Below are 24,021 nucleotides of genomic sequence, written 5' to 3'. Positions count from 1 at the left end.
AGCGACCCACTCTCGAAACCTACTTAACTCATTGAATCTCAAGGAGTTTTCCGTTTCGACTGCGCCGGAAGTGGGGCGAATTATAGAGACTCAGAATCTCCCGTCAACCCCTATTTTCATAAAAACTGTCATATCGGTCAAAAAAGCCCTGAAACGCGAAGGCCGACCTTAAAAGGTCGGCCTTCTTTGCACTGCCCTTCTACTTACAAGCTAGGGAATGCGAACTGCGACGCCTCATGGCTCGCACGCTGTGGCCAGCGCTGGGTGATCGCCTTGCGACGGGTATAGAAGCGCACACCATCCGGACCATAGGCATGCAGGTCGCCGAACAGCGAGCGCTTCCAACCGCCGAAGCTGTGGTAAGCCACCGGCACCGGCAGTGGAACGTTGACCCCGACCATGCCGACTTCGATCTCGTCGCAGAACAGACGCGCCGCTTCACCGTCACGAGTGAAGATGCAGGTGCCGTTGCCGTATTCGTGATCATTGATCAGTTGCATCGCCTCTTCCAGGCTGTTCACCCGGACGACGCACAGCACCGGCCCGAAGATCTCTTCTTTATAGATGCGCATCTCAGGCGTGACGTTGTCGAACAGGCAGCCACCCAGGAAGAAACCTTCTTCATGACCGGCAACGCTCAGACCACGACCGTCGACCACCAGGGTCGCGCCCGCCACCACGCCGTCTTCGACATAACCGCGGACCTTGTCACGCGCCTGACCGGTTACGAGCGGCCCCATATCCAGACCACACGAAGTGCCGGCACCGATTTTCAGCGCCTTGATCTGAGGGACCAGTTTGGCCACCAGTGCATCAGCCACCTGATCGCCAACACACACCGCCACCGAAATCGCCATGCAGCGTTCACCGCAGGAACCGTAAGCCGCGCCCATCAGTGCGCTGACCGCGTTGTCCAGATCCGCATCCGGCATCAGCACCGCATGGTTCTTCGCGCCGCCCAGTGCCTGTACGCGCTTGCCGCGCTTGGTGCCTTCGGCATAGATGTACTCGGCAATCGGCGTCGAACCCACGAAGCTCAGCGCTTTGACTTCCGGCGCTTCAATCAGCGCGTCCACCGCAGTCTTGTCACCGTGCACCACGCTCAGCACGCCTTTTGGCAGGCCGGCTTCGAGCAGCAGTTGCGCGATCAGCAGGGTCGAGCTCGGATCACGCTCGGACGGCTTGAGGATGAAGCAGTTGCCGCAGACGATCGCCAACGGATACATCCACAGCGGCACCATCGCCGGGAAGTTGAACGGGGTGATACCGGCCACCACGCCCAGCGGCTGGAAGTCCGACCAGGCATCGATGTTCGGGCCGACGTTGCGGCTGTACTCGCCCTTGAGGATTTCCGGCGCTGCGCAGGCGAACTCGACGTTCTCGATGCCACGCTTCAGTTCACCGGCAGCATCTTCCAGAGTCTTGCCGTGTTCTTCGCTGATCAATTGCGCGATGCGTGCTTCGTTCTGCTCCAGCAGTTGCTTGAAACGGAACATCACCTGGGCACGTTTGGCCGGTGGCGTGTTGCGCCAGGCCGGGAACGCAGCCTTGGCGGCATCGATGGCGTGCTGGATGGTTTCGCGGCTGGCCAGCGGCAGCTTGTGGATTGCCTGACCGGTGGACGGATTGAACACATCGACCGCGCGACCGTTCTCGGTCACCAGTTCGCCATTGATCAAATGCGGGATAACGCTCATCGGGGAACTCCTGAATTCTTGTGCGCAGACGCCCGCAAGGGCGCCTGCCATTGGCGTATCTATATAGAAGGAAAAATCAGTCGAGCTTGTTCAGCACTTCGCCGACCGCGTCGAACAGACGATCAAGGTCCTGCGGCTTGCTGTTGAAGGTTGGGCCGAACTGCAGGGTGTCGCCGCCGAAGCGCACGTAGAACCCGGCTTTCCACAATGCCATGCCGGCTTCGAACGGACGCACGATGGCGTCACCGTCACGGCCCGCGATCTGGATTGCACCGGCCAGACCGAAGTTGCGAATGTCGATGACGTTCTTCGCGCCTTTCAGGCCATGCAGGGCATTTTCGAAATGCGGTGCAACTTCAGCCACGCTCTGCACCAGGTTTTCCTTTTGCAGCAGGTCGAGTGCCGCCAGGCCAGCGGCGCAAGCCACCGGGTGCGCCGAGTAGGTGTAGCCGTGCGGAAATTCCACGGCGTATTCCGGGGTCGGCTGGTTCATGAAGGTCTGGTAGATCTCGGAGCTGGCAATCACCGCGCCCATCGGGATCGCGCCGTTGGTGACTTGCTTGGCGATGCACATCAGGTCCGGGGTCACACCGAAGGTGGTGGCGCCGAACATGGTGCCGGTACGACCGAAACCGGTGATCACTTCGTCGAACACCAGCAGGATGTTGTGCTGATCGCAGATTTCACGCAGACGCTTGAGGTAGCCCTGTGGCGGAACCAGCACGCCAGCGGAACCGGCCATCGGCTCAACGAACACCGCTGCGATGTTCGAAGCATCGTGCAGCTCGATCAGCTTCAACAGCTCATCGGCAAGGGCGATACCGCCCTGCTCCGGCATGCCACGGGAGAACGCATTGCTCGCCAGCAGAGTGTGCGGCAGGTGATCGACATCCATCATCGCCTGACCGAACAGCTTGCGGTTGCCGTTGACGCCGCCGAGGCTGGTGCCGGCGATGTTCACACCGTGATAGCCACGGGCGCGGCCGATCATTTTGGTCTTGGTCGACTGGCCTTTCAGGCGCCAGTAGGCGCGGACCATTTTCACCGCGGTATCGGCGCACTCGGAACCGGAGTCGGTGAAGAACACATGGTTCAGGCTGCCCGGCGTCAGATCAGTGATTTTCTCTGCCAGCTGGAACGACAGCGGGTGCCCGTACTGGAAGCCCGGCGAGTAATCGAGGGTGCCCAACTGCTTGGCCACCGCTTCCTGGATTTCCTTGCGGGTATGCCCGGCGCCGCAGGTCCACAGACCGGACAGCGAGTCGTACACCTTGCGGCCCTTGTCGTCGATCAGCCAGCTGCCTTCGGCACCAACGATCAGACGCGGGTCGCGCTGGAAGTTGCGGTTGGCGGTGTACGGCATCCAGTGCGCATCCAGCTTCAGTTGGCTGGCCAGTGGCGACGGCGCATTTTCAGGCATGTTCATCGGGCAAAACCTCGCAGGGCAATAAGCTTCAGAGAGATAGAAAGCGTTGTTGCAGCTAAATTGCCACGGGGATAAAGTCGGTGAAATTCAACTCTTCTAACCTTCAGTTAGAACTCTGCTAAACAATGAGACCAACAGCATGAGCAGTCGTCGCCCCGATCCACTGGCGCAGGTCAGTGACTTTGACATTCGCCTGCTGCGGATTTTTCGCAGCGTGGTGGAGTGCGGTGGCTTCTCGGCGGCGGAAACCGTACTCGGCATCGGTCGCTCGGCGATCAGCCAGCAGATGAGTGATCTGGAACAACGTCTCGGCCTGCGTCTGTGCCAACGCGGGCGCGCCGGTTTCTCCCTGACCGAAGAGGGTCGTGAGGTTTACCAGTCGGCGCTGCAGCTGTTGAGTGCACTGGAGAGTTTTCGCACCGAGGTCAACGGCCTGCACCAGCACTTGCGCGGCGAATTGATCATCGGCCTGACCGACAACCTCGTCACCCTGCCCCACATGCGCATCACCCACGCTCTCGCGCAGTTGAAGGAACGCGGGCCAGACGTGCAAATCCAGATCCGCATGATCGCCCCCAACGAAGTCGAACAAGGCGTGCTCGACGGGCGCCTGCATGTCGGCGTGGTGCCGCAGGCCAGTGCGTTGTCGGGACTGGAATACCAGCCGTTGTACAGCGAGCGCTCGTTGCTCTACTGCGCGGTCGGCCATCCGCTGTTTTACGTCGATGACAAACAACTGGATGACGAACGCTTGAACAGCCAGGACGCCATCGCCCCGACCTTCCGTTTGCCGGCGGAGATCCAGGAGCACTATCAGGCGCTCAACTGCACCGCCAGCGCTTCCGACCGCGAAGGCATGGCGTTCCTGATTCTGACCGGGCGCTACATCGGCTACCTGCCGGATCACTACGCCAGTCTCTGGGTTCAACAAGGTCGCTTGCGCGCGCTCAAGGCCAGTACCCGCTTCTATGATTTGAGCCTGGCCTCGGTTACCCGCAAGGGCCGTCGCCCTCATCTGGTACTGGAAAGCTTTCTCGAAAGCCTCGCCGCCACCCGCTGACGACCGGGGTTTTATTCGCCCGGGGCTTGTCCCGCGCCGGTGGTTGCGCTATCAACGCAACTGGTTGCACCCCACAGACAAACCCGGAAGTGCCTATGACCTTTGAAGTCCCCGCTCACGGCGGCAAACCCGCCAGCCGCATTCGTCAGAAGAACGAAGAGACCATCATCAAAGCCGCCGAAGACGAGTTCGCCCGTCACGGGTACAAAGGCACGAGCATGAACACCATCGCCACCAAGGCCGGGCTGCCCAAGGCGAACCTGCATTACTACTTCACCAACAAGCTCGGGTTGTACGTGGCGGTGCTGAGCAACATCCTTCAATTGTGGGACAGCACCTTCAATACCCTGACGGCCGAGGACGATCCGGCCGAAGCGCTGACCCGCTACATCCGCGCGAAAATGGAATTCTCCCGTCGCCAGCCGCAAGCGTCGCGGATCTTCGCGATGGAAGTGATCAGCGGCGGCGAATGCCTCACCGAATATTTCAATCAGGATTACCGCGCCTGGTTCCAGGGCCGCGCCGGCGTGTTCCAGGCTTGGATCGACGCGGGCAAAATGGATCCGGTCGACCCGGTGCACCTGATCTTCCTGTTGTGGGGCAGCACCCAGCATTACGCCGACTTCGCCACCCAGATCTGCCGGGTGACCGGTCGCAGCAAGTTGACCAAACAGGACATGGAAGACGCCGGCAACAATCTGATCCGCATCATCCTCAAAGGCTGCGGCCTCACTTCTTCTATATAAGTCGTTTTATGCCATTCACCCTCAGCGGCTTTTGCGAGTTCCGCGAAGAGATTCGCAAAAGCCGTTTCATCACTTTCGCCGCGCCGATCGTCAGCCCTGCCGAGGCGCAAGCCTTCATCGAGCAGCACAGCGACTTGAACGCTTCGCACAATTGCTGGGCGTGGAAGCTCGGCGATCAATACCGCAGCAACGACGACGGCGAACCCGGCGGCACTGCCGGGCGGCCGATCCTCGCGGCCATCGAAGCGCAGGACTGCGATCAGGTCGCGGTGCTGGTGATCCGCTGGTACGGCGGCATTCAACTGGGCACCGGCGGCCTGGCCCGGGCCTATGGCGGCGGCGCCAACAAGTGCCTGCAGGCCGCGCCGAAGATCGAGTTGATCAGTCGCGTGCCCGTGCGTTGCGCCTGCGCCTTTGGCGAACTGGCGCTGGTGAAACTGCGGGTCGCGGATCTAGGCGGATTGGTGATCGAAGAAAACTTCACCGCCAACGGAGTCGAATTGCAACTGGCAGTGGGCGAAGCGCACATCGAGCTGTTGCAGAATCAGCTGGCCGACCTGAGCCGCGGGCGAATCCTGCTGCAGCGTTGAAGCCCCGCCATGTTTTGGGGCACCAGCCCGTTTGCTTATGCCCGAGACTTGCCCACATCCGCTGTGCACCCGGCTGTGGATAACCTGAGCACAGGAGGCTGTAACCCTTCTGTCACGTGGCTTTGCGGGATTTGCTCACTTTTCGTCCAATCGCCTATCGCAATGAACAATTTCACGTAAAAACAATCGCTTAGCGTTGTTTATCGCCTTTAGAAGAAAGCCCGGCAGTGCTTATGCCCGGGATTTTGTCTTGCGCACAAATACTGTGGAGCAACCTGTGGATAAGCCGTTCATGGCTGGCGCAGTCGCAGGTTCTGCATGGCTTCGGCGGGGTTGCTCGTTTTTTGATCAGCCAGTTGCGGGCAAAACTGGAGCCTGATCAAAGGCTTTGCCCTCAAGTGGTGCCGTGCAGGCAACCGAATTCGATTCACAGGCTCTGCGCCACAGGCTGGCAAACAGCAGCCACCTGCGTTCCTGACTCAATGGCCAGGAAATTGCTTTATCCACAGGCACAACTCCAAGCAACCCGAGCCTGTCATGCCAAACCCCACGTCCACAGCGCAGCTGCAACTGCGCCAAATCAGCAAACGTTATCCCGGTTGCCTTGCCAATGACGCCATCGACCTGAGCATCGCCCCCGGTGAAATCCACGCGCTGCTCGGTGAAAACGGTGCAGGCAAAAGCACGTTGATGAAGATCATCTACGGCGTCACCCAGGCCGATTCGGGTGAGATGCTGTGGCAGGGTCAACCGGTGACTATGCGCAACCCGGCCCAGGCGCGGCAGTTGGGCATCGGCATGGTGTTCCAGCATTTCTCGCTGTTCGAGACCCTGAGCGTGGCGCAAAACATCGCGCTGGCGATGGGCGCAGGAGCCGGTTCGCCGAAACAGCTTGAGGCGAAAATCCGTGAAGTGTCGCGCCGATATGGCATGGCGCTGGAACCCCAGCGACTTGTCCACAGCCTGTCGATCGGCGAGCGGCAACGGGTCGAGATTGTGCGTTGCCTGATGCAGGACATTCGCCTGCTGATTCTCGACGAACCGACCTCGGTGCTCACGCCGCAGGAAGCCGAAGAGTTGTTCATCACCCTGCGCCGGCTCGCGGCCGAAGGCTGCAGCATTCTGTTCATCAGCCACAAACTTGGCGAGGTGCGCGCCTTGTGCCACAGCGCCACGGTGCTGCGTGGCGGTCGGGTGGCCGGGCATTGCGTGCCCGCAGACTGCACTGATCGGCAACTGGCGCAATTGATGGTGGGCGACGCCGCGACCTTGATCGGCGAGTTCACGAAGGTCACCGGTGGCGCGGCGTTCTTGCAGGTCAGCGGTCTGAACTGGCACAACCCGGATCCGTTCGGTTGCTCCCTGAGCGACATCGATCTGCAGGTGCGCAGCGGTGAAATCGTCGGCATCGCCGGCGTGGCGGGCAACGGGCAGGACGAGCTTCTGGCATTGCTCAGCGGCGAGCAAACACTGCACCGCGATGCAGCGCAAACCATCTGCTTCCAGGAACACCCTGTCGCCGATCAGCGCCCGGATGCCCGACGCAAACTCGGCCTGGCGTTCGTCCCCGCCGAACGCCTCGGGCATGGCGCGGTGCCGGACATGAGCCTGGCGGACAACGCCCTGCTCACCGCCTTTCAACAAGGCCTGGTCAGCCACGGTTTGATCGAGCGCGGCAAGGTCGAAGCCCTCGCCCAAACGATCATCGAACGCTTCGGCGTGAAAACCCCGGACACCCAGACCGCCGCCCGCAGCCTGTCCGGCGGCAACCTGCAGAAATTCATCCTCGGCCGGGAAATCCTCCAGCAACCGAAACTGCTGATCGCCGCGCACCCGACCTGGGGCGTGGATGTCGGCGCGGCGGCCACCATTCACCGGGCGCTGATTGCCCTGCGCGATGCCGGGGCGGCGATTCTGGTGATCTCCGAAGACCTCGACGAACTGTTCCAGATCAGCGACCGCCTCGGCGCGCTGTGCGGCGGGCGCCTGTCGGTGTTGCAGGACACGGCGCAAACCCGCCTCAGCGACGTCGGCGGCTGGATGGCCGGCCAGTTCGACACCCCTCAATCACAACCGGCCACGGTTTAACGGAGTTTTCCCATGTTGCTTTCCCTCGAACCCCGTGGCCGGCAATCGCGCCTGATGCTCTGGTGCTCGCCGGTGCTGGCGGCGGTGCTGACGCTGGTCTGCGGATCGTTGCTGTTCGTCGCCCTTGGCCACGATCCGCTGAAGACTTTGCATACTTTGCTGATCGCCCCGGTCAGCGACCTGTATGGCGTCTCCGAGCTGCTGGTCAAAACCCTGCCGATTCTGCTGTGTGCGCTGGGCCTCGCGGTGGCCTATCAGGCGCGGATCTGGAACATCGGTGCCGAAGGCCAATTGCTGCTCGGCGCGCTGGCCGGCAGTGCGCTGGCGGTGAACATCATCGACATGCAAAGCCGCTGGGCGCTGGTGCTGATCCTGCTGACCGGCACGTTCGCCGGCGCCGCCTGGGCCGGGCTCACCGCCTGGTTGCGTACCCGCTTCAATGCCAACGAAATCCTCACCAGCATCATGCTCAACTACATCGCGCTGAACCTGCTGCTGTTCTGCGTACACGGGCCGCTGAAAGATCCGGCCGGATTCAACTTTCCCGAGTCGGCAATGTTCAGCGACGCCAGCCGCCTGCCGCTGTTAATGGAGGACGGTCGGGCACACATCGGCGTGTATTTCGCCTTGCTCGCGCTGGTCGCGGTGTGGGTGTTGCTGCAGAAAAGCTTCGTCGGTTTCCAGATCAAGGTGCTGGGGCTGGACAAGCGTGCGGCAGGATTCGTCGGGTTTCGCGAGAAGCGTCTGATCTGGCTCGCCCTGTTGATCAGCGGAGGATTGGCGGGGCTTGCCGGTGTCTGCGAAGTCACCGGGCCGATCGGCCAACTGGTGCCGCAAGTCTCGCCGGGCTACGGCTATGCGGCGATCACCGTGGCATTTCTCGGGCGGCTCAATCCCATCGGCATTCTGTTTTCCAGCCTGTTGATGGCGCTGCTGTACATCGGTGGCGAGAGCGCGCAGATGACGCTGAATCTGCCGCAGGCGATCACTCAGCTGTTCCAGGGAATGATGCTGTTTTTCCTGCTGGCCTGTGACGTGCTGATCCTCTATCGGCCACGTCTTAACCTGCGCTGGGTGCGGCGCACTTCTACCACCGCCGTAACCGCCGGAGCGCTGTGATGGATATCGATCTGCTGAGCAATATTTTCTACGCCATGGTGCGCTGCGGTACGCCACTGCTGCTGGTGGCGCTGGGTGAATTGATCTGCGAGAAGAGCGGCGTACTCAACCTCGGTCAGGAAGGCATGATGCTGTTTGGCGCGGTGATCGGTTTCATCGTCGCGTTCAACAGCGGCAATCTGTGGCTCGGCGTGGTGCTGGCGATGCTCGCCGGGATGTTGCTGTCGTCGCTGTTTGCCCTGGTGGCGCTGGTATTCAACGCCAATCAGGTGGCGACCGGGCTGGCGCTGACGATTTTTGGCGTCGGCCTGTCGACCTTTGTCGGCGCGGCGTGGGTCGGCAAACCGCTGGCCGGTTTCGAGCCGCTGGCGATTCCCTACCTGAGCGAAATCCCGCTGATCGGCCGCATGCTGTTTGCCCAGGATCTGCTGGTGTACCTGTCGTTCGTACTGTTTGCGCTGGTGGCGTGGGTGATCGTGAAAAGCCGTGTCGGGCTGATCATTCAAGCGGTCGGCGAGAACCCGGATGCGGCCAGTGCCATGGGCTTGCCGGTGCTGACCGTGCGCACACTGGCGGTGTTGTTCGGCGGGGCGATGGCCGGACTGGCCGGCGCTTATCTGTCGCTGGCTTACACGCCGATGTGGGCCGAGAACATGACCGCCGGACGCGGCTGGATTGCGCTGGCGCTGGTGGTGTTCGCCAGTTGGCGGGTGTGGCGCTTGCTGCTCGGTGCGTATCTGTTCGGACTCGCCAGCATCCTGCACCTGGTGGCGCAGGGGTTGGGGCTGGCGATTCCTTCGAGTCTGCTGGCGATGCTGCCGTATGTCGCGACGATTCTGGTGCTGGTGTTGTTGTCGCGGAATGCGCTGCGTACACGGTTGTACGCGCCGGTATCACTGGGGCAGCCGTGGCAGGCCGGGCACTAAGCCGCTACGGCTCGCGACAGCGGCTGGACCGGCAACGCCTGAGCGATGCCCCACGCCACCTCGAGAACCAGGAAACCCACCACCAACGAGCTGGCGCCGTGGGCCAGGGCATACGTCATCCACGCGGCGAACAGAAACCGCGTCACCGCGTCATAGCGCCCATAAACCGGCTGCGGATCACGAATCCGCAGCACCGCCCACATGCACACCACCGAACCGAACAAATTGGCTATCAACAGATGCGCAGGTTCGAACGGCGGCAGTTCGCCGGGCAGCTCCAGCGCCTGACTCAGCGCTGTCAGCACCCCATGCAACACAGCAAAACTCCACGGTGTGACAAACGCCGCCGTCACGATCAAGTCATACCAGGCGCTGCCGCGCACCACCTGCCGATACTGCGTTGAAGTCCACATCATCCTTGCTCCGAAAATTCAGGGAGCAACCACGGTAAAGCCTGGAGTATGCTCCAGGGTCAAACACTTTCGAGACCTGCAAGATGCGCATCGGTGAGTTGGCCCAGGCCTGCGATGTCAGCCGTGACACGCTGCGTTTTTACGAGGAGCGCGGATTGATCGCGGCGCAACGCAGCGCCAACGGTTATCGCGACTATCCGCCGGAGATGGTGCAATTGGTGCTCTACATCAAAACGGCGCAGCGTCTGGGCTTTACCCTCGGCGAGATCGGCAGCAGCGTTGGCGCGCTGTGGCAATCGCCAAATCCTGACACCACCGTCACGCAACTGCTGCAAGACAAACTCAAGCTGGTCGAAACCCGCATGGCCGAACTCGGCGAGCTGCGCCTCGAATTGCAGCATCGGCTCGGTCAACGCTGTCCATTGAACCCGTGATCTTTCAACTTTCAAGGAAAGCCCGTCATGTCCGCACTTAATCCTGCCAAGCACGCACTGATCATCGGCGCCTCCCGGGGCCTGGGCCTGGGACTGGTGAAAACCCTGCTGGCCGACGGCTGGCAAGTCACCGCCACGGTTCGCAATCCTTCCAACGCCGAGGCTCTCGAGGCACTGGGCAACGTGCAAATCGAAAAACTCGACATGGACGACCAGCAAGCGGTGATCGCCCTGAGCCAGAAGCTCAAGGGCGAGACCTTCGACCTGCTGTTCGTCAACGCCGGGGTCAAAGGCCCCGAAGTGCAGACCCCGGGCGGCGCGACGCTGGCGGAAGTCGGCCAGTTGTTCTTCACCAACGCGGTGGCACCGATCAATCTGGCCCAGCGCTTTGTCGGGCAGATCCGCGACGGCAGCGGCGTGCTGGCGTTCATGAGTTCGGTGCTCGGCAGCGTGACCATGCCCGACGCGCCGGAACTGGCGCTGTACAAGGCCAGCAAAGCGGCGCTGAACTCGATGACCAACAGCTTCGTCACGCAGTTGGGCGAGCAGAAACTTACGGTGCTGTCGCTGCATCCGGGCTGGGTGAAAACCGACATGGGCGGCGAAGGTGCCGACATCGACGTGGAGACCAGCACCCGTGGCCTGGTGGATCAGGTGGATGCGTTCGCCGGCAAGGGCGGCCATCACTTCGTGAACTACAAGGGTGAAACCATTCCCTGGTAATCACTGGACCCTGTGGGGGCTCACCCCCACAGGGTTATCCCGGTGTCTGGTCGGGTTGGGCTTGCCCGTCGAAACATTTTGTTCGAAACTCCGCACCTCGCCCCTCGCGGCGACCCTGGATCAGCAGACAGGGCAACACTGAGCTGGCAACCCTGAACCCAACTTTCAGAGGAGCCGGCCACAATGCCTGCGACCCGTATCTGGTTAAAAAATCCCCTCGCCATTTTCACGGCCAACGGTCTCGATGCCCGTGGCGGTCTGGTCCTGCAAGACGGTGTGATCACCGAAGTGCTCGGCGCCGGCCAGCAGCCATCGACCCCATGCAACGAAGTGTTCGACGCCCGTGAACACGTGATCCTGCCGGGCCTGATCAACACCCATCACCACTTCTATCAGACCCTGACCCGCGCCTGGGCGCCGGTGGTCAATCAGCCGTTGTTTCCGTGGCTGAAAACCCTGTACCCGGTCTGGGCGCGCCTGACGCCGGAAAAACTTGCCCTCGCCACCAAGGTCGCGCTGGCCGAGTTGCTGTTGTCGGGTTGCACCACCGCTGCCGATCACCATTACCTGTTCCCGGATGGCCTGGAAAACGCCATCGACGTGCAAGTCGAAACCGTGCGTGAACTGGGCATGCGCGCCATGCTCACCCGCGGCTCGATGAGCCTCGGCGAGAAGGACGGCGGCCTGCCTCCGCAGCAGACCGTGCAGGAAGGCCAGGTGATTCTCGACGACAGTCAGCGCCTGATCCACGAGTACCACGAACGTGGCGACGGCGCGCAAATCCAGATCGCTCTGGCGCCGTGCTCGCCGTTCTCGGTGACCCCGGAAATCATGTCCGCCAGCGCCGAACTGGCGAACAAACTCGATGTGCGCCTGCACACTCACCTCGCCGAAACCCTCGACGAAGAAGACTTCTGCCTGCAACGCTTCGGTCTGCGCACGGTGGATTATCTGGACAGCGTCGGCTGGCTCGGCCCACGCACCTGGCTGGCTCACGGCATCCATTTCAACCTCGACGAAATCGCCCGTCTCGGCGCGGCGGGCACCGGTATCTGCCATTGCCCGAGCTCGAACATGCGTCTGGCATCCGGCATCTGCCCGAGCATCGAACTGACCGATGCCGGCGCGTTGTTCGGTCTCGGTGTGGATGGCTCGGCGTCCAACGATGCGTCGAACATGATCCTCGAAGCGCGTCAGGCCCTGTACATCCAGCGCCTGCGTTATGGCGCCGAGAAGATCACCCCGGAACGCGTGCTGGGCTGGGCGACCAAGGGTTCGGCGAGCCTGCTGGGTCGCACCGATATCGGCGAACTGGCGGTCGGCAAGCAGGCGGATCTGGCGTTGTTCAAGCTCGATGAGTTGCGCTTCTCCGGCAGCCATGACCCGATTTCGGCGTTGCTGCTGTGCGGCGCGGACCGGGCGGATCGGGTGATGGTCGGTGGCAAATGGCGAGTGGTTGACGGGCATGTTGAAGGGCTGGATCTCAAAGGCCTGATTGCCGATCACAGCCAGGCGGCTCGGCAGTTGATTGCCGGTAACTGATCCAAGCGGAAGTCTGAATGTGGGAGCGGGCTTGCTCCCACATTTGGTTTTGTGATCGGCTCAGAGACCAAGCAACGACAACATGATGAACGTCGCAAACAGCACAAAGTGAGTCATGCCCTCGATGGCGTTGGTCTCGCCGTCATTGAGGTTGATCGCGCTGACGATCAGCGTGATGAAGATCATCACCGTCTGCACCGGGGTCATCGCCATCTGAAACGGCTGCCCCGTATAGAGCGCCATCGCTTCCATCACCGGCACCGTCAGGATCACCGTCGACAACGAAGCGCCCATCGCAATGTTGACCACCGACTGCATACGGTTGGCCAACGCCGCGCGCAACGCGGTGAGAATCTCCGGCGCCGCGGAAATCGCTGCCACCAGAATCGCCGTGATCACCGGTGGTGCGCCCGTCCCTTCCAGGCCCAGATCGAGGGTCTTGGACATCACTTCGGCCAGTGCACCGATCACCACCACACCGAACACCAGAATGCCGATCGACAGCGCCAGGCTGACCGGTTTCGGCTCTTGTTCCACCGGCTCTTTCTTGCGGCGTTTGTCCGGGTAGCTGTAGCTGAAAAAGTAACTGTGCGGCCCGACCTGCATGCGCAGGAACAACGCATAAAGCACCACCATCGCGCCGATGGTGAAGGCCGAATAGATTTTCCAGTTGGCCTCGGGAATGAACTCCGGCACCACCATCGACACGCCCATGGCGGTGAGAATCATCACGCTGTAACTGCGGGCCGAATCGTCGTTGTAGGACTGCTCGCCATGCTTGATCCCGCCCATCAGCGCGGCGAGGCCGAGGATGCCGTTGATGTCGAGCATCACCGCCGAATAGATCGTGTCGCGCACCAGTGTGGCCGAAGCTTCGTTGCTCATCATGATCGCCAGGATCACCACTTCCACCAGCACGGCGGCGAGGGTCAGGATCATCGTCCCGTATGGATCGCCGACTTTTTCCGCGAGCAGTTCAGCCTGATGGGCAACGCGCATCGAGGCGGCGACGATGAAGGCGATCAGCACCAGCCCGGCCGTCAGAGCGACAAACTGGCCACTGTGCAGCAGCCAGTGCTCCAGCGGATACGCAACACAGGTGGCGATGACGGCCAACAGCAGAAAGCTTTCTTGCTTGAGGATCGTGAGCATGGCGAGCCTTTTGGCGCAGGGGTTCGAATGAGCTACTGACTGCGGGGTGGCGCTAATGGTTCGTTACACCTTAGCGCACCACGGAATGGCAGCTGGTTCGGCAGGTGCACTTTATTGGCCTGGACCGGCCCCATCGCGAGCAGGCTCGCTCCCACAGGTGAAGGTGTTGCCACGTGGGAGCGAGCTGCTCACAAAGGCCTCGCCGCGATTTCGACTCGATTTGTTGTCCGCTTGGTCAGCCTTTTGCATTGCCCTCCCCACACACAAAAAAAGGGAGTTCGCGTTCATGCAAAACCTTCCACTGCAAACACTGCTGTGCATCGCCATGGGCCTTGGCCTCAGCCTGAGCGCCAGTGCCGCCGATCCACTGAAAGTCGGCTTCGTCTACATCGGCCCCATCGGCGACCACGGCTGGACGTATCAGCATGAACAGGGACGCAAGGCGCTGGCGGAAAAACTCGGTTCGCAGATCACCACCAATTACGTGGAAAACGTCGCCGAAGGCGCCGACGCCGAGCGGGTGATCCGCAACATGGCCAAGGACAATTACGACCTGATCTTCACCACCTCTTTCGGCTACATGAACCCGACGGTGAAAGTCGCCAAACAGTTTCCCAAAGTGACCTTCGAACATGCCACAGGCTACAAGCAGGACAAGAATCTCGGCACCTATCTCGCGCGTACGTATGAGGGCCGTTACGTCGGTGGTTTCCTCGCGGCGAAGATGACCAAGAGCAAAAAAATCGGCTACGTCGCCTCGTTCCCGATCCCCGAAGTGATCCGCGACATCAACGCCATTCAACTGGCCTTGAACAAGTACAACCCCGGCACCGAAATCAAAGTGGTGTGGGTCAACTCGTGGTTCGACCCGGGCAAAGAGGCCGACGCGGCCAACGCGCTGATTGATCAGGGCGTGGACGTGGTGTTCCAGCACACCGACAGCCCGGCGCCGATCCAGGCCGCCGAGCGACGCGGCGTGTACGCCGTGGGCTACGCTTCGGACATGGCGCACTTCGGGCCGAAAGCGGTGCTGACCTCGATCGTCAACGACTGGGCGCCGCACTACATTCAAGCGACCCAGAGCGTGATCGACCACAACTGGAAATCCCAGGACTACTGGGGCGGGTTGAAGGAAGGCACGGTCGAACTGCCGATCAGCGATCTGGTGCCGGCACCGGTGAAGGCCGAAGCCGAGCAGATCATCGCCGACATCAAGAGCGGCGCCCTGCAACCGTTCACCGGGCCGATCAAGGATCAGGCCGGCGTCGAGAAAATCCCGGCGGGGGTCAGCGCCACCAACGCCGAACTGGCGTCGATGAATTACTACGTCGAAGGCATGAAGGCCGAGATGCCGAAGTAATCCACCTGCCCCTGACCGCTCCTCTGCATGGGAGCGGTCGCTAACGAGCATTCGAAATGAACCAACTCCCGATCATCGACATCTCGCCGCTCTACTCCGACGACCAGAACGCCTGGCCGGCCGTCGCCGAACAGATCGACCACGCTTGCCGCGAATGGGGCTTTTTCTACATCAAGGGTCACCCGATTTCTGCGCAGCGCATCGAATCCCTGCTCGATCACGCCCGGCACTTCTTCGCGCTACCGAGCGCGGAAAAACTCAAGATCGACATCACCCAGACCGTCCATCATCGCGGCTACGGCGCCATCGCCACCGAACAGCTCGACCCGGACAAACCCAGCGATCTCAAGGAAACCTTCGACATGGGCCTGCACCTGCCGGCCGATCATCCCGAGGTGCTGGCAGGAAAGCCGTTACGTGGCCCCAACCGTCATCCGGCCATCCCTGGCTGGGAGGCGCTGATGGAGCAGCACTACCTCGACATGCAGGCCCTGGCGCAAACCCTGTTGCGGGCCATGACGTTAGCGCTGGGCATCGAGCGCGACTTCTTCGATACACGCTTCAACGAACCGGTCAGCGTGCTGCGGATGATCCATTACCCACCGCGCCACACCGCCAGTTCCGCCGAACAGCAAGGTGCCGGCGCGCACACCGATTACGGCTGCATCACGCTGCTGTATCAGGACAGCGCCGGCGGCCTGCAGGTGAAGAACGTCAACGGCCAGTGGATCGACGCACCGCCCATCGACGGCACCTTCGTGGTCAACCTCGGCGACATGATGGCGCGCTGGAGCAACGACCGATATCGCTCGACCCCGCACCGGGTGATCAGCCCGCTCGGCGTGGATCGCTACTCGATGCCGTTCTTCGCCGAGCCGCATCCGGATACCCGTATCGAGTGCCTGCCCGGTTGCCAGGACGCACAGCATCCTGCGAAATATCCGACCACCACCTGCGCCGAATTCCTGCTGTCGCGCTTCGCCGATACCTACGCCTATCGACGGGAGCAGGAAGCGGTGTGATGGATCGGTTGGTCAGGTTTTGCCAATTGTTTCGGCGGGCATCTGTAGAATGCCCGCCATTGCACCTGATGAGAAAAGAATATGTACGACTGGCTCAACGCCCTGCCCAAGGCTGAACTGCACCTGCACCTCGAGGGCTCGCTGGAGCCCGAGCTGTTGTTCGCCCTGGCCGAGCGCAACAAGATCGCCCTGCCGTGGAGCGACGTCGAAACCCTGCGCAAGGCTTACGCCTTCAACAACCTGCAGGAATTCCTCGACCTGTATTACCAGGGCGCCGACGTGCTGCGCACCTCTCAGGACTTCTACGACCTGACTTGGGCCTACCTGCTGCGCTGCAAAGAACAGAACGTGATTCACACCGAACCGTTCTTCGATCCGCAGACCCACACCGACCGGGGTATCCCGTTCGAAGTGGTGCTCAACGGTATCGCCGCCGCGCTGAAGGATGGCGAGCAGCAACTGGGCATCACCAGCGGTTTGATCCTGAGTTTCCTGCGCCACCTCAGCGAAGACGAAGCACAGAAAACCCTCGACCAGGCGCTGCCGTTCCGTGATGCATTTGTCGCCGTAGGTCTGGACAGCTCCGAGATGGGTCACCCGCCGAGCAAATTCCAACGCGTGTTCGATCGTGCCCGCCACGAAGGTTTCCTGACCGTTGCCCACGCCGGTGAAGAAGGCCCACCGGAATACATCTGGGAAGCCATCGACCTGCTGAAAATCCAGCGTATCGACCATGGCGTACGCGCCATTGAAGACGAGCGCCTGATGCAGCGGATCATCGACGAGCAGATCCCGCTGACCGTGTGCCCGCTGTCGAACACCAAGCTCTGCGTGTTCGATCACATGTCCCAGCACAACATCCTCGACATGCTCGAGCGCGGCGTGAAAGTCACGGTGAACTCCGATGACCCGGCGTACTTCGGCGGTTATGTCACCGAGAACTTCCATGCGCTGCACACCCACCTGGGCATGACTCAGGATCAGGCCAAGCGTCTGGCGCAGAACAGCCTGGATGCGCGCCTGGTAAAACCGTAACAGCGCTGAAGATCCAATGTGGGAGCCAGCCTGCTGGCGATGAGGCCGTTACATTCAACATCTGTGTTGATTGAAAGTCCGCAATCGCCAGCAGGCTGGCTCCCACAATAGGATCTGTATTCAGCCAGCGACCTGAGTTTCAGTCAGCTCTTCCAGCGTCTTGCCCCGGGTCTCCATCCCGAACAGCCACACCACCCCCGCCGCAATCGCAAAGCACAGCGCCCCCAGCGCAAACACCCCACCCTGCCCGGTGATCGGGAACACCAGCCCGGTGACCAACGGCCCGAGCAGCGAACCCACGCGCCCGATGGCCGAGGCGAACCCCGAGCCCGTCGCCCGCGCCGAGGTCGGGTACAGTTCCGGCGTGTAGGTGTAGAGCACCGCCCACATGCCGAACAGGAAAAACTGCATCAACAGCCCCGTGCCGATCAGCAGCGCCACGTTGCCGCCGAACACTGCGCTCTGCCCGTATAGAAACGCCATCACCCCGCCGCCGAGTAGCGTGACGATACACACCGGCTTGCGTCCCCAGCGCTCCACCAGCCAGGCCGCCATCAGGAAACCGGGAATCCCGCCGAGGGAAATCAGCACCGTGTAATACACCGACTGGGTGACCGCAAACCCCGACTGTTGCAGCAGCGCGCTGAGCCAGGAGGTCAGGCCGTAGAAGCCGAGCAGCGCGAAGAACCAAAGGCTCCAGATCATCGTCGTGCGCCGGCGATACTGCGGCGACCAGATCTGTTTGAGCGCCGAAAGGAAATGGCCCGGCGGGGTCACGCTCCGAGGCAGACGAACCGGCGCCGGCAATGCAGCACCGCCCAGCGATGCCCGTACCCGCGCCTCGATGCCGCACAAAACCTTGTCCGCTGCGTCATGTTTGCCGGCCTGTTCCAGCCAGCGCGGCGACTCGGGAATGAAAAAGCGGATCGCCAGCACGAACACCGCCGGCACCGCCAGTACCAGAAAGATGTCGCGCCAGCCAATCAACGGCAGCAGGAAATACGACAGCACGCCCGCCGCGACAAAACCCAGAGGCCAGAAACCGTCCATCAAGGCGATATAGCGCCCGCGACGCTGGGCGGGGATCAACTCCGACAACATCGACTGAGCAATCGGAAACTCCATGCCCATGCCGACTCCCAGCAGGATGCGAAACAGCGTCAGGCTTTCGACCGTCTGCGCCGTGGAGCACAGGTAACTGGCCAGCCCCCACAGGACGATGCTCCACTGGAACACCGGTTTTCGGCCGAATCGATCAGCCAGCATCCCGGACAGCGACGCCCCCAGCACCATGCCGAAAAAGCTCGAACTGGCCAGCAGACCAGCCTCGGCACTGCTCAGGCCGAACTCGGCTTTGATCGAGCCGAGCAGGAAGGTCATCATCGCCAGATCCATGGAGTCGAAGAAAAACGCCAGGGCGATGATGATGAAGATGATCCGGTGATAACCGCTGACTGGCAGGCGCTCCAGTCGATCTGCCGCGCTGTAGTTTCCCGTGTCCATGCCACCTCCTCAATCCGAAAAGTCCCCGGATCGAGTGTGCGCGATAGCGGTTGCGCGCCTGTGCCAGATGCGACTTGTTCGCAGCCGTTGGCGACGTTCAGGAGTACATCCGTGGAAGAAAGCGCTCTATAACGCCATTTCCAGCTCGGTTTCACAGGCAAATCGATGAATTTCCCGCTGGCCCGCCGCCGTCAGTTGCAAAGCACGGGAGTCCTTGGGCAGCACCAGCCAGCCCGACTGCATGAACAGTTGCAACAACGCCGCCCCCAGCGAGCCTCCCATGTGCGGACGACGCTCGCTCCAGTCCGGGCAAGCACACGCCACCTGGGCGTTGCGGTGAGCCAGGGCCTGGATGTAAACGCCGCGCCCGGCCAGTTGTGTCGAGCCTTTGTGCGTCACGACCACCCGGTTTTCAAGCTGCTCGATCCAGCCGGCGTCAAGCAGCCGCTGGTACAGATCGGCGGCCAGCGTGCCCCCGAGATGGTCGTCGCAAAACCGCGCGCGCAGCAGTGACGACGGCGCGGCCTGGGGTCTGACGACCGGCGAGGCACGCTTGAACACGTCGGGGATTTCTCGCGGGGCGCTGGCCAGGGTGGCACTGGCCAGCGCCTCGATGGCCGCACCGATTTCAGGAGCCGCCAGACGAAAGAAGCGTTTGCGTCCGCGCGCCTCGACCTTCAACAGACCGCCAGCGGACAAGCGCCCCAGATGCGCACTGGCTGACGAAGGCGAAAGCCCGGCCAGCAACGCCAGCTCCTCGGTCTGCCGCGCCGAGCCATCCATCAACGCCCACATCATTGCGCTGCGTTTGGGATCGGCCAGCAACGTGGCGATCTGGCTGATGCAAGGTGCATGTTCCATGTATTCACTCCCTGTTGAATCGTATCGTCTACTGCTCATAGACATCTTGACCAGTAATCAGTCGTCGGCCAAGACGCGCAAAGTGCCTTGAGCCGAGGCACTTTGCGCGCCGCAGCGAGGAAACCGCAGTACTGTCGCGACCCTCGTTCCTGCCCCGCCGGTTCCGGTCTGATCGTTCTCTTGCCGGCCTGTCGGTGCGGGCTTCAGGCGGTCGCTAGTATAAGCGGGTTGTTCGCTGCGTCCTGCGCCGGAGTGGCCGTGGCTGGTGATTGTTCCTGAGAGAAATTTCGCTATTTACCTGCGACTAATGATCGGTCTCCAAGAAAACGGGAAATCGGCTACTCAATTCAGCGCAACGACTGGCGAGCATTTCCCTCAGAAGGTTCACTGGCTTACTCAATTGTGCGCGATGGGCGCACAGCAGATTCAGCGGAGCGCGTTCACAGAGCAGCTCCGGCAACAGCACTTTCAGTCGCCCCGCCAGTACATCACCAGCCACATCAAGCCACGACTTATAGGCGATCCCCGCGCCCGCCACCGCCCACAGACGCACCACATCGGCATCATCACTGAAGCGATCGCCACTGACGGTCAGGCTGACCTCGCGCTTGCCGTCATGAAAACTCCAGTGGTCATGCACCCGGCCACCGAGCATGTACAGCAGGCAGTTGTGCTGCGCGAGCTGTTCCAGATGCAGCGGCTCGCCGTGCCGCGCCAGGTAGAGCGGCGAAGCGCACAGTACCCGTCGGTTGTGCGGGGCAATCGGCAATGCCACCAGACTCGAATCCTCCGGCTCGCCGTAGCGCAAGGCGATGTCCACCGGCTGGCGAAACAGGTCGGCGATGCGGTCACCCAGCAGCAGTCGCACCGTCAGCTTCGGATGTTCGCGTTGAAATTCATCGAGCCACGGCAACAGCAGGTTGCGACCGAAGTCCGAAGGCGCCGACAGTTGCAGAATGCCGCTGACCTGGTCCTGCCCGCTGGCCAGCAGGCGGCGCCCCTCATCCAGGTTGCTCAACGCAGCGCGGGCGTATTCGAGAAACCCTTCACCTTCGGCCGTCAGCCGCAGACTGCGGGTGGAGCGTGCCAACAGGCGCGCGCCCAGTTGCTGCTCGATCCGCTTGAGCGCGGCACTGGCCACCGCGGCGGACATGTCCATCACCCGCGCCGCCGCCGACAGGCTGCCCAGATCCGCCGCCCGGACAAACAACTGCAAGTCATCGAAACGCAGCATCCTCAGCCTCGATTATCAAAAAAACATTGAAAGAGACTGCTCTTTTAGCCGGTTTTATCTCGGGCAGAAATAGCCAATCATGCCTTCCATCGAATTCATCCCGTCCCGGAGTCGAACATGTCCCAGCCTTTCACCGCTATTGCCACCCTGATCGCCCGACCTGGCCAGCAGGACGCTCTCGAACAGCACCTGCGCGCCCTGATCGAACCGACCCGCGCCGAAGCGGGTTGCGGTCAGTACGAACTGCATCAGGACTTGGCCAATCCACTGGCCTTCTACATGATCGAACAGTGGGCCAGCGACGAAGCCTTGCAAGCCCACGATGCCAGCGCGCATATCCAGCATTTCCGCAGCCAGGCCGAGGCGTTCCTCGAACACTTCGAACTCAAGCGCCTGCGCGTCATCGCCTGAAACCTTCCTATATTCACTTTCGGAGTTCTCCATGAAAGCTATCGCCTATTACGCCTCGCTCCCGATCAGCGACGAAAAATCCCTGCAAGACATCGAACTGCCAGAACCGGTAGCCGGCCCCCGCGACCTGCTGGTGGAAGTCAAAGCGATTTCAGTCAACCCGGTCGACACCAAGGTTCGCCAGAACGTCGCGCCGGAAGGCGGCGCCGCCAAGGTACTGGGCTGGGACGTGGCCGGTGTGGTCAAGGCCGTCGGAAGTGAAGTGACCCTGTTCAAGGCCGGCGACAAGGTGTTCTACGCCGGCTCCATTGCCCGGGCCGGTGGCAACAGCGAATTGCACGTTGTCGATGAGCGGATTGTCGGCCACATGCCGAAAACCCTCGGCTTCGCCGAAGCTGCCGCCTTGCCGCTGACCGCCATTACGGCGTGGGAATTGTTGTTCGAACGTCTGCAGATTCGCGAAGGCAACACTGACGAAGGCCAGAGCCTGCTGATCGTCGGCGCGGCCGGCGGCGTCGGTTCGATCCTCACCCAACTGGCCAGCCAGTTGACCGGACTCAAGGTGATCGGCACCGCCTCCCGCCCGGAGACTCGCGACTGGGTGACCGAGCTGGGCGCCGACGTGGTGATCGATCACAGCCAGCCGTTGAGCGAAGAACTGAAACGCGCCGGTGTGGCCCACGTGACCCACGTCGCCAGCCTGACCCAGACCGAACAGCACCTGGACCAACTGGTCGAGGCTCTGGCGCCGCAAGGCAAACTGGCGCTGATCGACGATCCGAAAGCGCTGGACGTAACCAAGCTCAAGCGCAAGAGCCTGTCGCTGCACTGGGAGTTCATGTACACCCGCTCGCTGTTCGAAACGCCGGACATGATCGAGCAGCACAAACTGCTCAATCGAGTGGCCGGGCTGATCGACAGCGGCACCTTGAAAACCACGGTCGGCGAGCACTTCGGCACGATCAACGCGAGCAACCTGCGCCGCGCCCATGAATTGCTGGAAAGCGGCAAGGCCAAGGGGAAAATTGTTTTAGAAGGTTTCTAAAACCCGCAAGGCCGCAGCCTTCTCCAGCCTCCGATGTGGCTGGCTCGGGGGCTGCGGTGTTTTTTTTGCCGTCAGTCAGATGCTCGACCCTTGTCACAATTGCGATCGTATTCAGGACTACAATCGAAACCTCTGCGATGCAATCTTTTACGTACGGGAGGTCAGCAATGAAGATCCTGATAAAAGAAGTGGCAAAGTCCCAATGGCAAGTTCGTCTTGACCAGCACGCCGTGACCTTCCGCAGTGAGGCCGAAGCGCTGGCCTTCACCCGCACCCTCGAAGCGCGTCTGCACGCGCCCCATCAGATTCCCGATCCCGGCCAGCAGCGCGCTGTCGGCTGAGGCTTTCGTTTCAGTTTTCAGCCTGCGCCTTTGCCACCGCCCGGGCATTCTGGATGCGCCGGGTGAGCATCGCTGCGCACACCACCAGCAAACCACACAGGCTGATGACCATGGCCATCGGCACGGCGGTGCCATCGTGCAGGATCCCCACCAGCGCCGAGGCCCCGGCAGCGACGCTGAACTGCAGGCTACCGAGCAACGCTGAAGCACTGCCGGCGCGACCGCCCTGCCCGTTCATCGCACACGCCGCCGCATTGGGGCTGATGCAGCCAAGGCTGGCCACGCAGATGAACAAGGGAATCAGCAATGGCCACAGGGACTCGGTGTGCAAGGCGCTGACCGCGAGCAGCGTCAGCCCGGCACCCAGGTAAACCCAGACCGCCCGTGACAGCAGAAAGGCCGGACCGCGCTTGGCCAGCAGGCGCGCATTGACCTGTGCGACCAGAATGAACCCGGCCGCATTGGTGCCGAACAGCCAACCGAAATGTTCGGCCGGCACGCCGTACAGTTTGATGAATATGAAAGGGGAGCCGGCGATGTAGGCAAACATCCCGGCGATGGCGATACCGCCGGTCAGGGCATGGCCCATGTAGACCGGATCCGCCAGTAGCCGACCGTACTGACGCAGGGCGCCGGACAACGGCTGGCGCGGAACATGCGCCGGCAGACTTTCCGGCAGGCCGAGGGCCACGGCCAGTCCGGCCAGGGCACTGAATCCGGTCAGCACCAGGAAAATCGACTGCCACCCCGTGGTGTTGACCAGCAGACCGCCGAGCATCGGCGCCAGAATCGGTGCCAGCCCCATCACCAGCATCAGTTGCGAGAACACTTTCGCCGAACCCACCGCGTCGCACTTGTCGCTGACCACCGCCCGGGCAATTACCATCCCCGCACAACCGCCCAGCGCCTGCACCAGCCGTGCCGCGATGAGCCACTCCAGATTCGGCGCATAGGCGCAGGCCACTGACGCCAGCGTGAACAGCGTCAGACCGATCAGCAACGGAATCCGCCGGCCGAAGCGATCCGCCAACGGCCCGTAAGCCAGTTGACCGATGGACAGGCCGAAGAAGTAAGCCGACAGCGTCAGCTGGACGTGTTTCTCGTCGGTGCCGAACGCCAGCGCCATAGTGGGAAACGCGGGTAGATAGAAGTCGATCGCCAACGGACCGAAAGCGGTCAGGGCACCGAGAATCAGAAGGGTACGGAAGTTCATCAGGCGTCCAGGTCGGGCGGGCAGTTGAGTTGAGTGCAGCCCGACAGTCTAGCTGCGCGAGGACGCCTTGAACATTCCGG

At 61.7% G+C, this 24,021-nt stretch carries 23 protein-coding genes; 15 read left to right on the top strand and 8 right to left on the bottom strand.

Annotated features, from left to right (window positions below):
* Positions 1–203 precede the first annotated feature (203 nt).
* Positions 204–1,697 (bottom strand): CoA-acylating methylmalonate-semialdehyde dehydrogenase, encoded by a 1,494-nt coding sequence (locus CAF76_RS19990; RefSeq protein WP_085648153.1) that lies wholly within the window; start codon positions 1,695–1,697, stop codon positions 204–206.
* Between the two features lie 76 nt (positions 1,698–1,773).
* Entirely contained in the window at positions 1,774–3,123 is a 1,350-nt protein-coding gene (locus tag CAF76_RS19985; RefSeq protein WP_085648152.1) for an aspartate aminotransferase family protein, read from the bottom strand.
* Positions 3,124–3,262: 139 nt separating this feature from the next.
* On the opposite strand from CAF76_RS19985, the gene CAF76_RS19980 reads away from it, so the two are divergent.
* The 6 genes from CAF76_RS19980 (at position 3,263) to CAF76_RS19955 (ending at position 9,652) form a co-directional block, all read left to right on the top strand.
* Positions 3,263–4,183 (top strand): LysR family transcriptional regulator, encoded by a 921-nt coding sequence (locus CAF76_RS19980; protein ID WP_085613582.1) that lies wholly within the window; start codon positions 3,263–3,265, stop codon positions 4,181–4,183.
* Positions 4,184–4,278: 95 nt separating this feature from the next.
* Positions 4,279–4,929, top strand: coding sequence for a TetR/AcrR family transcriptional regulator (locus CAF76_RS19975; RefSeq protein ID WP_011332324.1), 651 nt, complete (start codon positions 4,279–4,281; stop codon positions 4,927–4,929).
* A gap of 8 nt (positions 4,930–4,937) precedes the next feature.
* Positions 4,938–5,519 carry a YigZ family protein gene (locus CAF76_RS19970; RefSeq protein ID WP_085648151.1) on the top strand — a complete coding sequence of 194 codons (582 nt, stop codon included), beginning with the start codon at positions 4,938–4,940 and terminating at the stop codon, positions 5,517–5,519.
* Between the two features lie 537 nt (positions 5,520–6,056).
* Complete coding sequence (locus CAF76_RS19965) at positions 6,057–7,607, top strand: ABC transporter ATP-binding protein (RefSeq protein ID WP_085648150.1); 1,551 nt, start codon at positions 6,057–6,059, stop codon at positions 7,605–7,607.
* A gap of 12 nt (positions 7,608–7,619) precedes the next feature.
* Positions 7,620–8,726, top strand: coding sequence for an ABC transporter permease (locus CAF76_RS19960; protein ID WP_064593283.1), 1,107 nt, complete (start codon positions 7,620–7,622; stop codon positions 8,724–8,726).
* On the top strand, positions 8,726–9,652 hold the full coding sequence (locus CAF76_RS19955) for an ABC transporter permease (protein ID WP_085648149.1): 927 nt from the start codon (positions 8,726–8,728) through the stop codon (positions 9,650–9,652). The genes CAF76_RS19960 and CAF76_RS19955 overlap by 1 nt, the downstream gene beginning before the upstream one ends.
* Here the strand turns inward: CAF76_RS19955 and CAF76_RS19950 are convergent.
* Positions 9,649–10,065, bottom strand: coding sequence for a hypothetical protein (locus tag CAF76_RS19950; protein ID WP_085648148.1), 417 nt, complete (start codon positions 10,063–10,065; stop codon positions 9,649–9,651). The two genes, CAF76_RS19955 and CAF76_RS19950, sit on opposite strands and share 4 nt — an antisense overlap.
* An 83-nt stretch (positions 10,066–10,148) precedes the next feature.
* Between CAF76_RS19950 and CAF76_RS19945 the strand changes: the two genes are divergently transcribed.
* The 3 genes from CAF76_RS19945 (at position 10,149) to CAF76_RS19935 (ending at position 12,764) form a co-directional block, all read left to right on the top strand.
* Positions 10,149–10,499 (top strand): MerR family transcriptional regulator, encoded by a 351-nt coding sequence (locus tag CAF76_RS19945; protein ID WP_074689712.1) that lies wholly within the window; start codon positions 10,149–10,151, stop codon positions 10,497–10,499.
* Between the two features lie 27 nt (positions 10,500–10,526).
* Positions 10,527–11,222, top strand: a complete 696-nt coding sequence (locus CAF76_RS19940) for an SDR family oxidoreductase (RefSeq protein WP_011332317.1) — start codon at positions 10,527–10,529, stop codon at positions 11,220–11,222.
* 183 nt (positions 11,223–11,405) lie between these two features.
* Complete coding sequence (locus tag CAF76_RS19935; RefSeq protein WP_085648147.1) at positions 11,406–12,764, top strand: 8-oxoguanine deaminase; 1,359 nt, start codon at positions 11,406–11,408, stop codon at positions 12,762–12,764.
* 60 nt (positions 12,765–12,824) lie between these two features.
* Here the strand turns inward: CAF76_RS19935 and CAF76_RS19930 are convergent, their stop codons facing one another.
* A complete protein-coding gene (locus tag CAF76_RS19930) occupies positions 12,825–13,916 on the bottom strand; it encodes a calcium:proton antiporter (protein WP_085648146.1) in 1,092 nt (363 codons plus the stop codon).
* 286 nt (positions 13,917–14,202) lie between these two features.
* Between CAF76_RS19930 and CAF76_RS19925 the strand changes: the two genes are divergently transcribed.
* The 3 genes from CAF76_RS19925 to CAF76_RS19915 all read left to right on the top strand — a co-directional run bounded on the left by CAF76_RS19925 (position 14,203) and on the right by CAF76_RS19915 (position 17,333).
* Entirely contained in the window at positions 14,203–15,276 is a 1,074-nt protein-coding gene (locus tag CAF76_RS19925) for a BMP family ABC transporter substrate-binding protein (protein WP_085648145.1), read from the top strand.
* Positions 15,277–15,332: 56 nt separating this feature from the next.
* Positions 15,333–16,298, top strand: coding sequence for a 2-oxoglutarate and iron-dependent oxygenase domain-containing protein (locus CAF76_RS19920; RefSeq protein ID WP_064593278.1), 966 nt, complete (start codon positions 15,333–15,335; stop codon positions 16,296–16,298).
* A gap of 81 nt (positions 16,299–16,379) precedes the next feature.
* Entirely contained in the window at positions 16,380–17,333 is a 954-nt protein-coding gene (locus CAF76_RS19915; RefSeq protein ID WP_007958502.1) for an adenosine deaminase, read from the top strand.
* 120 nt (positions 17,334–17,453) lie between these two features.
* Here the strand turns inward: CAF76_RS19915 and CAF76_RS19910 are convergent, their stop codons facing one another.
* The 3 genes from CAF76_RS19910 to CAF76_RS19900 form a co-directional block, all read right to left on the bottom strand.
* Positions 17,454–18,836: an MFS transporter gene (locus tag CAF76_RS19910; RefSeq protein WP_085648144.1), complete on the bottom strand. Its 1,383-nt coding sequence runs from the start codon at positions 18,834–18,836 to the stop codon at positions 17,454–17,456.
* A gap of 126 nt (positions 18,837–18,962) precedes the next feature.
* A complete protein-coding gene (locus CAF76_RS19905) occupies positions 18,963–19,697 on the bottom strand; it encodes a helix-turn-helix transcriptional regulator (protein ID WP_064593276.1) in 735 nt (244 codons plus the stop codon).
* A gap of 304 nt (positions 19,698–20,001) precedes the next feature.
* On the bottom strand, positions 20,002–20,931 hold the full coding sequence (locus CAF76_RS19900; RefSeq protein ID WP_064593275.1) for a LysR family transcriptional regulator: 930 nt from the start codon (positions 20,929–20,931) through the stop codon (positions 20,002–20,004).
* A 117-nt stretch (positions 20,932–21,048) separates the two neighbouring features.
* Between CAF76_RS19900 and CAF76_RS19895 the strand changes: the two genes are divergently transcribed.
* The 3 genes from CAF76_RS19895 to CAF76_RS28755 all read left to right on the top strand — a co-directional run bounded on the left by CAF76_RS19895 (position 21,049) and on the right by CAF76_RS28755 (position 22,728).
* Positions 21,049–21,342: a putative quinol monooxygenase gene (locus CAF76_RS19895; protein ID WP_011332308.1), complete on the top strand. Its 294-nt coding sequence runs from the start codon at positions 21,049–21,051 to the stop codon at positions 21,340–21,342.
* A 31-nt stretch (positions 21,343–21,373) separates the two neighbouring features.
* Complete coding sequence (locus CAF76_RS19890) at positions 21,374–22,387, top strand: zinc-binding alcohol dehydrogenase family protein (RefSeq protein ID WP_064593274.1); 1,014 nt, start codon at positions 21,374–21,376, stop codon at positions 22,385–22,387.
* A 167-nt stretch (positions 22,388–22,554) separates the two neighbouring features.
* Positions 22,555–22,728, top strand: a complete 174-nt coding sequence (locus CAF76_RS28755; RefSeq protein WP_166742328.1) for a hypothetical protein — start codon at positions 22,555–22,557, stop codon at positions 22,726–22,728.
* A gap of 10 nt (positions 22,729–22,738) precedes the next feature.
* Here CAF76_RS28755 and CAF76_RS19885 read toward each other — a convergent pair whose 3' ends face one another.
* Positions 22,739–23,941 carry a multidrug effflux MFS transporter gene (locus tag CAF76_RS19885; RefSeq protein ID WP_085648143.1) on the bottom strand — a complete coding sequence of 401 codons (1,203 nt, stop codon included), beginning with the start codon at positions 23,939–23,941 and terminating at the stop codon, positions 22,739–22,741.
* Positions 23,942–24,021: the final 80 nt, after the last annotated feature.

Origin of the sequence: Pseudomonas sp. B40(2017), assembly GCF_002112855.1 — a bacterium.
In the GTDB taxonomy this organism is placed as follows: domain Bacteria; phylum Pseudomonadota; class Gammaproteobacteria; order Pseudomonadales; family Pseudomonadaceae; genus Aquipseudomonas; species Aquipseudomonas pharyngis.
This window is presented reverse-complemented; position numbering and strand designations above follow the sequence as displayed.